Genomic DNA, 4,070 nt, shown 5'->3' on the forward strand with positions numbered 1-4,070 from the left:
CAAGGCAGGAATGTTATCGGCAAAGAGTGCGTCAGATGACGCGATAATGAGCGGACGTTAAAACGATAAACAGTGGACAACGGAAACGTTGAAAAGGGGCCACCGCTTCACGATGTTGACACCTTTGGCCTACATTATCAGAAATCTTTGCCTGTGTTGGTGATTGAAAGAAATCTGACCTGCTTTCCCTTGATTGGCGCACCATGGTGTTAGAAATGTCCATTTCATGCTGACAGTAGGAAATCCCTTTGAAGCAGCTTTGAGCGATCAGCGGACGTTTACGCTTAGTTCTGTGCTGATAAAAACATCATTAAATAGTATAATTAATCAAAGGGTCATGTGATATCTTTCATAAAGATTAATTCTTAACTTGTAGGATTATTATGTCAGATTTAGAAAAATTCCTGCCAACCTTGAAACGTTTATCTAAATTAGATAAGCTCTCTGAGAATGAAATTTCAAATCAATTCATGAGGAATCATGGCGTAGAACCAGTGATTTCAAAAAGTGAACTTTGTTATGCTTCTTTCGCAGTTAAAATTGATGATTTAAACTTCTTGCTTACCGAAAGGCCAATATCGTACTTAAATAGACATTGGGGACGATGTTCGAATATTCAGTCGCATGCAAATTCACTTGGTATAGCATTACCCCTATATATTGGAGAAGGTACTCTTTCTTCTGCAATCCATGAAATTAAAAGATGTGAAAATCCACTTGATAATTCAAATAAATGGTTGTTCGAAAACTTCTCATTAGAAATTGCAATTGCTTATTTCAACAAATATTTTATAAAGAGCGAATCACTAAAAAACTATAAAACAATTATTTTTGAAGCTATAGAGGCTTTTTATTTGGGATATGATCATATATCTATAATGTCGCTCTTCCCTGTCTTTGAAGGTGGGTTGAGGAACTTACTTGTAAAATTTTGTGATGGTGATAACACAAATACAAGTGCAGACAGATTTGAAAAGGAAATAAGAAAACTCATTATTACATGGGGAAGACGGCAGCTCCCAAATTTTGACTGGCATCCCGGCAAAGGTTATGACATTGAAACTGAGGTGGATTTTTTCACACATTTAAACCCCCAGTGTGATGTGATTAATTCAACCAGATCTTTTTTTAAAAACGTCATATATAAACCAACTGGAGGTGTTAATGAAGGTAGTTTCAATAGACATTTGACACTACATTTGCTGAATCAGGATTTCAATGAGCCATCTAATTTCGTTAGGATTTTCTTGGCGTTAACACATTTAACCTTTGCAGAAAGTTTGATGAACAATAATGTCCCTTTCTTCTGGGAAGGTGTAGATGACAATGACCGACGCATTGCTTCATTCATTTCTAGAAGTGGTGATGTTATTTTTGGAATGCGTAGAAAAGAAATTAGTAAGCTTGGGTTAAATTTATACTGATGTAAGCGTAATCTAAAATACAAATCAAGTATAGGTCGTATCCCTCTTTTTTCGATTGCCCTAAAGGAAATTTATAACATCCGCTTTTGGCACGACGCGGATGCATTAACTGAGCGAAGGGGCCACTGTGAGTTAGAAGCGGATGTTAGGAATGGGTATCTGTCCTATAAGCGTAAGAAGTGGTGGGAGACTGTATTGAAATCCTCCCTCTTATGCATTCAAAAAAATGGATCTAGTATTATAAAATCGTTACCCCGCTTCATTACATTTTTGGGGCAAACCAAATCAATATGTAGATTGTTATTCCTGGCATATACAAACAGTATGTCTATGTCATTAACCAAACCAAAAGGATCAGTTGCAGGTTTTTTCCCTTGTCTTATTTCATTTAAAGCTGTTAAAGCCCATGTTTGATAATTTTCACTTTCTTGCTGAGACATTGCAGTTAGTAGTTCGGTTTCTGTGATTGAATACTCTCCGTTAAAGTTTAAATCATTAACAATTCCTAATGGCTCACTATGAAGAAATATTTTAACTACATTTTTTAGGCCAGAGCTAGCAGATAGAATAAGCCTGGCGAAGTGCGGATAACCAGGATCATCTCCAATACGAACAACGGTCGAACCTTTAACTAAAACATCTGTGTATATTCCCGATAAATTATTAGAAATTGCTGTATAACCTTTAGCTTTGTAAGAGTTAATAGATTGTTGTTTTGTCATTTACTTTACCTTACGCCAGAAAGATATCTGCTCAGCACTCTATATTATCCGATATTTGGCTGAGTGGCTTTGACTTTATCAGTAGGTTATCCTGTATGTATCCCTGCAAAACGAACCATCAATTTTTAGAGAGTCTTTGGCCCCCCAGCTTCCGCTCCTGGCACGAAACGGACAGGCAGGAAAGCCGTCAGGTCTGAATCGGACGATATGCCTGAAGCCAAGTGGACTGACACCCCTAAAGCTAGATTGTTCCTGATATGTAAATGAGATTTATGCATATACACTTCTGGTACAAAGTCGCCACCAAGAAAGAATCTAGGTTTGCTGCGTACCCGCTGTTGGTCCTGCTCCGGGTATGGTTTTTCTGAGGAGAGCAGTGAACCTAACTATAGGCTGTTTCGAAAAGTATTTTGAGTGCGGTTACTCTTTCCAGGGAACCCGCCAGGTACTGCCATCTTTCTTGCCTCTGTACGGCTCACCGCCATTCTCACGTTCATCTGTCCGGAAACATTTTTTACCTTCCTCGCAGAAGACCCATTTTAGACGGGAATTATGGATCTGCTCATTCAGAGATGACAGTTCCGCCCGACGTTGCTGAACCTCGTCCAGTGAAGGGATCAGATATAAAATGGATGCGATAAAAACCAGCATCAATATAAACTGTGTGCCGAGAATATAACACCAGCTCCTAAAATTGAGGTTTTTTGCCGCTTTCTGATACTGCTCTGTTGCTGTTTTGGCTGCATCATTTGCCTGTTGAAATTTGACACTCAGCAGCTCCGCCGCCCTGTTGGCGGTTGTTTCCGCTGAACTATTTATGTTGTGGCGAACACCATCTTCCAGCTTCTGTAGATTGACATTCATCTTGTTAACAAAAGAAGCCAAAGCCACTGTTGCTTCTCTAGCTTTCTCACCATCACGCTCTGCTGCCTCGCGCAGTTTTTCGGCTGCGTCAAAGAACAACTGAACATCACGGTCAGTTAGGCTTTTGTCCACGTTATCTCCCATAGTTCCATCCTCGCTCCATTCGCAGCTCCTTTTTCTCAAGCTCCAGCTCCAGTGCTCTTTCCATTTTCAATTCCCTTTCTTGTCTGTACGTCATCCATTTTTGATGGGACATGTTCAGCGCCATCAGATCCTCCAGCGCAACAAATTCCATGCCGCCCCCAGAATCCACAACCACGATCAGTGCGCCAGAACCTGTTTCTCCCGTACCCTGGCACCAGCGCACAAGCTTCAGATAATCCTTCTCCTGTGTATCCCGTTCATCGTTTCTCGACGAAATAACGTCATCCGCCACGGATTCAATGAACCTCTCCAAAGCAAATGGCTTTTTCGCAGGTTTTTGTGTGTCGAATGCATCAAGATAAGGAGAAAAGAATGCTTCAACCCCTTTCAAAGGAAATGGCGCCGTTTCCACGTACCAGTGGACTCTGCGAGAAATACTCAGCATTTCCTGCTGCTCTTGTATAGTCGGTAATAGTTTTCTGTACCGAGTGAGTTCCTTTTTAGAACGGTTCGCCTGTGCCTTGAACTCGATAAGACGCAATGTACCTGGAAAATCGAGCAGGACATCACCTAGCGCCTTATCTTCCGGAGTCTGCTGCAACAAACTGACAGCCCCCGGAAGATATCCGGATTTGAGCCGTCCTCCTATGGAAACGCCCAATCCATAAAGGAAATTACCAATCACCACGTTTTCATACAGTTTCACGATCGTCCTTCCGCTGCTCAATAACTACGTGATATTTTTTCTTTCACACATCTTTTCTGAGAACACCTTCAAGTATGAAGTTCTCTGCCTCGGTCAGTGTCAAGGTTGTTGTCATCCCCTGCTGATTTAGGCTGCCTGTTTTTCCCGCTCAGGATTAAGTGTCACGGTACTTATTGGTTGCCAGTTTCTTGTTCCACCGCTCCAACGTTC

General features: G+C 41.2%; 4 protein-coding genes. 1 reads left to right on the forward strand and 3 read right to left on the reverse strand.

All coding sequences use genetic code 11. The features are described from left to right. Positions 1–383: 383 nt before the first annotated feature. Entirely contained in the window at positions 384–1,424 is a 1,041-nt protein-coding gene (locus tag GRH90_RS25685) for a hypothetical protein (RefSeq protein WP_048762564.1), read from the forward strand. A gap of 218 nt (positions 1,425–1,642) precedes the next feature. Here the strand turns inward: GRH90_RS25685 and GRH90_RS25690 are convergent, their stop codons facing one another. The 3 genes from GRH90_RS25690 to GRH90_RS25700 all read right to left on the reverse strand — a co-directional run bounded on the left by GRH90_RS25690 (position 1,643) and on the right by GRH90_RS25700 (position 3,860). Beyond that, the gene (locus GRH90_RS25690; RefSeq protein ID WP_048762563.1) at positions 1,643–2,146 is read right to left on the reverse strand and encodes a hypothetical protein; all 504 of its coding nucleotides are present in this window, start codon (positions 2,144–2,146) and stop codon (positions 1,643–1,645) included. Positions 2,147–2,566: 420 nt separating this feature from the next. After that, complete coding sequence (locus tag GRH90_RS25695; protein WP_048284354.1) at positions 2,567–3,154, reverse strand: hypothetical protein; 588 nt, start codon at positions 3,152–3,154, stop codon at positions 2,567–2,569. Continuing rightward, on the reverse strand, positions 3,144–3,860 hold the full coding sequence (locus GRH90_RS25700; protein ID WP_048284353.1) for a hypothetical protein: 717 nt from the start codon (positions 3,858–3,860) through the stop codon (positions 3,144–3,146). The genes GRH90_RS25695 and GRH90_RS25700 overlap by 11 nt, the downstream gene beginning before the upstream one ends. Positions 3,861–4,070 lie beyond the last annotated feature (210 nt).

This window comes from Acerihabitans arboris (genome assembly GCF_010131535.1).
GTDB classification, from domain to species: domain Bacteria; phylum Pseudomonadota; class Gammaproteobacteria; order Enterobacterales; family Enterobacteriaceae; genus Acerihabitans; species Acerihabitans arboris.

Excerpts from the sequence above, each read along its gene's own strand:
- GRH90_RS25685 (WP_048762564.1), top strand. The coding sequence starts at position 384 with ATGTCAGATTTAGAAAAATTCCTGCCAACCTTGAAACGTTTATCTAAA.
- GRH90_RS25690 (WP_048762563.1), bottom strand. The coding sequence starts at position 2,146 with ATGACAAAACAACAATCTATTAACTCTTACAAAGCTAAAGGTTATACA.
- GRH90_RS25695 (WP_048284354.1), bottom strand. The coding sequence starts at position 3,154 with ATGGGAGATAACGTGGACAAAAGCCTAACTGACCGTGATGTTCAGTTG.